Here is a 4,628-nt window from a genome sequence, read left to right as displayed (position 1 = left end):
CATCCCCCCAGGTCAAGACCCACATCGCGGCTCTAGGCCTTCCGAATTACGCGGAACGCGGGCCTGGTCAGGCGGATTGATCTAGGCAATCGCCCGTCTACCAGGAGCTTCACCCTTTCGAGGTCACGCCACGCCGCACGCCAGCTGACCTGCTCGTCCATCAGGTTGGCAAAGGCTCACTGTACGGAAATACTGTCGTTGGCTGGATTCGAGTACGCGTGTCCTCGCGGCCGATAACGATCCGCGAAGCAGGCGGACCGGCAAGTGCTAGAAGCTCCCTAAGCTCTGGGGTCATCCCGGGCCTACTTTGTCCGGGTACCCTTGGTATGGCGCGCCGAATTTGCGCGAGTGATTCGCCCTCTAGGACGACGCGGTATTCCAGTTTCGTCGTGAAGTCGACAACGCGGAGCGCCTGTGTTCCTGGCAGCCTGCCTGACTCGATCGGACCCTTGAGACTCTGTGGCGGTCTGTTTGTCTGCTGGGGCGTGTAACCGGCATCGTCGTGGAGGCGGGAGTGTTCGATGTTGGCATTCCCTATCGATCGTACTGGTGGCGGGGCCAACCCTAGCCGGTGACCAATCCACGAGGGCGGTACGATCGTTTGTTCGGTCACCTCTGGCTCCCTATATACATTAGCGTTTGCTCTCTAGACTCGAAACTACTTCTCGAACCCCGGAACTTCTTCGCATGCGTGGATACTGTTGGGTAGCGATGACGCCGTACATCCTCATACCCGCTGGATGGGCTGTACTCCAGCCGTAGATCATTATGGGCACTCGGGTGCCAGTTGGCGCTGCTAGTGAGTAGCTCGAGCCCCCGGTTAAGCCCTCCGAATCCGCCTTGGCATCCCAGTACATCCGGACACGGCCCACCACCACACGACCACCTTTCGTGCAGGTTAGCCTTAGAGGCCAGCGTGACTGACGAACTGCCAGGACTGCAAGCACAATCCCTAATCTTGAGCACCGGGGCGTTTATTGATGCAACGTTCGCTCACTATTCTCGACCTCGCACTGGCCTGGCTTCCGCAGCTCGTGACGGTTCTGGGCACGTGCGCGCGACGATGATGCCGGTCATCCCTGAAGGAGCCAGGGTCCCGGCAAAGTTGTCAGGTGATCTTGAATGTGCTCAGCGGGCGGAGGGTGTCGCGGGCGTGGTGGCGTAGCGCGGCGGCGATGTTGGTCGCGCCCGATAGCCGCAGGGTGGTGATCGCCAGGTTGCGGAAGGCGGCCATGACCTGTGGGGCGTCGCCGGTGCGGACCGTGGAGCGGTCCTCGTCGTAGGTGACGTCGCGGACCCAGTGCAGCCGGTTCTCGATGCCCCAGTGGCCCCGGATCCAGCGCGCGAGCAGGCCCGGGTCGGCGTCGAAGCCGGTCAGGCTGGTGATCGCGTAGACGGTGACGGTCCTCCACCGTCCGCCCGGTCGCAGTGGTCGGCGCCGGCGCACGAGCTTGATCGCCGTGTCGATAGAGCCCAGAAAGTGCTCGAAGCCGCCAGTGCTGTCGCAGGGGTGGGCGCCGATCCCCAGGTCATCACCGGGTGCGTCGTCCGGTGCTGGAACGTGCAGAGCCTGGAGGAACGCGGCGAGGGTGTCGGCGGCGTGCTCGGGCCGGGCGATCACCCCCTGGTCCAGCGGGCAGCCTGGCACCCAGGTCATGACGGTCCAGAGCTTGCCGAAGCGCTCGCATGGTGTGCCGGTGCGGACCGGGACGGGGATCGGCAACGGCAGATGCGGGGCGAGCTGCGGTAGCCATCGCTGTTCCTTGAGCTGGGGCTCCGGGGTGGTGTCCATGCGTTGGATCCGCACCGCGAGGTCGTCCCCGAGGCGCCACATCTGGTTACCCCAGCCGCCCTCGACCTCACCGAGGAGCAGGCCTGCCAGATCGGGGCGCTGATCCTGCAGCAGCTCGCGGACGAGTCCCGCGGTGATCTCCGGCTCGGTCTGAGACACGCGTCAAACCGTAGCGGGGCTTGCCGACACCGAGACCAGACCAGCCCGCGCACTCGTCGGAGACCACCCGCACTCTCGCTCTGCACGCCTCGTGAAGAGCCTCCGTGAAGCGATGGTGTCGACGGTGCCGGTAGCCGACCTCTACGGTCGTCGTCGTGGATCTTCGGCGGCGCATCTCGGAACGTCACGGCGAGTTCCTGCTCTTCGCGGTGACCCCGCCCCGGCGGTCTAACTCGCCGCAGCGGGCCCAGGAGATCGCCGAGGCCACGGTGGCTCGGCTGCGCCCGCTGGGGCTCGATGGTCTCGTGCTCTACGACATCGACGACGAGAGCGACCGCAACGCCGACCAGCGGCCGTTTCCGTTCGTCTCGACGTTGGACCCGGCCGACTACCTCGCGCGGTACCTCACCACCTGGACCGCACCGGCCGTGATCTACCGGGTGGTGGGGAAGTATCCCGAAGCCGATCTGCGGCCCTGGCTTGACGCCCAGGATCCCGAGCAGGTGTTGTCGGTGTTCGTCGGTGCCTCCTCGCGGGACAAGGAGGTCGCGATGTCGCTGAAGCAAGCCCACGCACTGCGTGCCCAGGCAAGCCCGGAGCTCGCGGTCGGTGGCGTCGCCATCCCGGAACGACACACCCGCAGCGGCGACGAGCACCTGCGGCTGCTCGCGAAGCAGGACGCCGGGTGCAGGTTCTTCATCACCCAGGTCGTCTACGACGTGAACGCGGCGAAGAACGTCGTCTCCGACTACCGCTTCGAGTGCGACGCCCGCGGCGTCGCCCCGGCGCCGATCGCGTTCACCTTCACCGTCGTGGGCTCGACGAAGACTCTGGAGTTCCTGAGTTGGCTCGGAGTCGAGGTGCCGCGCTGGATCCAGAACGATCTGCTGCACTCCGACGACGTGCTCACCACCTCCTACGACCAGTCCCTGTCCTGCGCGCTCGATCTCATCGCCTACTGCCGGCGGCTCGGTGTCCCGTTCGGGCTCAACATCGAGAGTGTGTCCAGCCGCCGCGCCGAGATCGAGCAGGCCGTACAGCTTGCCGCGCGGCTGGGGCAGGAACTACACCGACCGCACCGCTGACTCACAGTGCCCCACCTGGGGGGGAGGGCGGACGCCGCTACAGCCCCATGTTGGTCGCGGCGTTCGCTAGCCAGGCGGTCTCGACGCGCACGTAGGTACCGACCGAAGCCAGGGAGCGGTGCCGGGTCTGGGCGGCGATCTCGCGGTCGGAGGCGCCGCGTAGGTGGGCCCAGGTGACGAATCCGGCGCGCAGGGAGTGTGGTGAGTAGCCGTGCTCGCCGTGCCCGGCGCGGGCGGCGAGGTCGGTGATCCGGCGGTTCACTGAGCCCCGGTGCAGCGGGGCGGCCGCGACCCGGTTGCCGGTGGAGACCCGGCGCAGCACGGGGCCCTCGGTGATCCCGGACAGTTCCAGCCAGGTGTCGAGGGCCCGGACCGGGCAGGCGTCGGGATGCGAGGCGAAGGGGAGCACGACGAGTTCGGTCTGCTCGCCGCGCTGGTTGGTCTTCGACGAAGCGATGACCAGGGTGCGGCCGCGTTCGTGGGGCAGGACGTTGTCGACGGTCAGCGCGCACAGTTCCGAGCAACGCAGCGCGGAGAAGAACCCGACCAACAGCATCGCCCGGTCGCGGGCACCTGCCAGGTCCGGCTCCGGCGGGCGGCTCCGGAACGCCCGGACGGTGGCGGTCGCGGCGACCAGGTCGAACAGCTGCGGCGGCATCAGCGGGCGAGCCTGCTCGGGCGGGGCGCCGTGGGTGCGGCGGATCCCCTCCCAGACCGTGGTGACCCGGGCAGGGCTGGTCGGGTCGGGCAGGTCCTGCACGGAGTGGAAGAACCGGATCGCCGCCATCCGCCGGCTCATCGTCGACACCTTCGCACCGGCGCGGGCGAGGGTGGCGAGGTAGCCGCTGACCGCGGCCGGCGGTGCGGGGGCGGGGGAGTGGCCCTCGCGGGTGCACCAGTCGCAGAATTCGCGCCAGTCCGCCCGGTAGGCGGCCACGGTCGCGTCGGCCTTCGACGCGCGCGCGTAGGCGGCCTCCTCGGGCGAGAGTTGCTCACCGGCGAGGCCAAGGGTGCTGGGTGGCGGCGCCTGGTCGGCGGTGCCCGTCACCGCGGCGGTGAGCTCGTGGGACAGGGCATCGGACACGGTCAGCGACCGTAGCCGATCCAGGCAGGCCCCGATGCCACCTCGGAGCTTGTCAATCCTGATGATCCACGGCTGGGTGGTGTGGACGCGCCGAGTCGAACACCCGATATGGGGGTGCCGGACCTTTTCGCCGATCGGCCCGCCGCCCTGCCACCCCGGCATCCCCGACCACCACATCGGTCGTGCTCGCCTGGCCGGGCGAGGATCACACCCCCAGGAGGACCCGATCGTTAGCCCCCGTCGCTGCGGTATCTGCTGGCGCCCCGATTCTTGAAGGTCGACTCGAAACTCGACGACAACGGGCCAGTCGCGAAAGGCGCACTGGCCGTCGTGGCGGCCCCGGTGCTGGTCGGGATCGTGGGCGTCGCCGCCGTCGATGACGAGGACGACGAGGGCGCCACCCGCGCGGCAGCGTCCACCACGGCCACGTCGACCACCTACTCGTGCTGGCGCTCAGCGAAAATGACCAGTTCTGATCGGTGGAAGTGACCACCCTGGCGCGGCCAGA

General features: G+C 67.9%; 4 protein-coding genes. 2 read left to right on the top strand and 2 right to left on the bottom strand.

Annotation, left to right across the window (positions count from 1 at the left end):
- Positions 1 to 1,108: 1,108 nt before the first annotated feature.
- Entirely contained in the window at positions 1,109 to 1,951 is an 843-nt protein-coding gene (locus ABD160_RS33015; RefSeq protein WP_344030608.1) for a phosphotransferase, read from the bottom strand.
- Between the two features lie 155 nt (positions 1,952 to 2,106).
- Between ABD160_RS33015 and ABD160_RS33010 the strand changes: the two genes are divergently transcribed.
- Positions 2,107 to 3,036: a methylenetetrahydrofolate reductase gene (locus ABD160_RS33010; RefSeq protein WP_344030606.1), complete on the top strand. Its 930-nt coding sequence runs from the start codon at positions 2,107 to 2,109 to the stop codon at positions 3,034 to 3,036.
- A 37-nt stretch (positions 3,037 to 3,073) separates the two neighbouring features.
- On the opposite strand, the gene ABD160_RS33005 is transcribed toward ABD160_RS33010, so the two are convergent.
- Positions 3,074 to 4,120, bottom strand: coding sequence for a site-specific integrase (locus ABD160_RS33005; RefSeq protein WP_344030603.1), 1,047 nt, complete (start codon positions 4,118 to 4,120; stop codon positions 3,074 to 3,076).
- Positions 4,121 to 4,390: 270 nt separating this feature from the next.
- Between ABD160_RS33005 and ABD160_RS33000 the strand changes: the two genes are divergently transcribed.
- Positions 4,391 to 4,609 carry a hypothetical protein gene (locus ABD160_RS33000; protein ID WP_344030600.1) on the top strand — a complete coding sequence of 73 codons (219 nt, stop codon included), beginning with the start codon at positions 4,391 to 4,393 and terminating at the stop codon, positions 4,607 to 4,609.
- Positions 4,610 to 4,628: the final 19 nt, after the last annotated feature.

The organism is Pseudonocardia kongjuensis, assembly GCF_039526905.1.
GTDB classification, from domain to species: domain Bacteria; phylum Actinomycetota; class Actinomycetes; order Mycobacteriales; family Pseudonocardiaceae; genus Pseudonocardia; species Pseudonocardia kongjuensis.
This window is presented reverse-complemented; position numbering and strand designations above follow the sequence as displayed.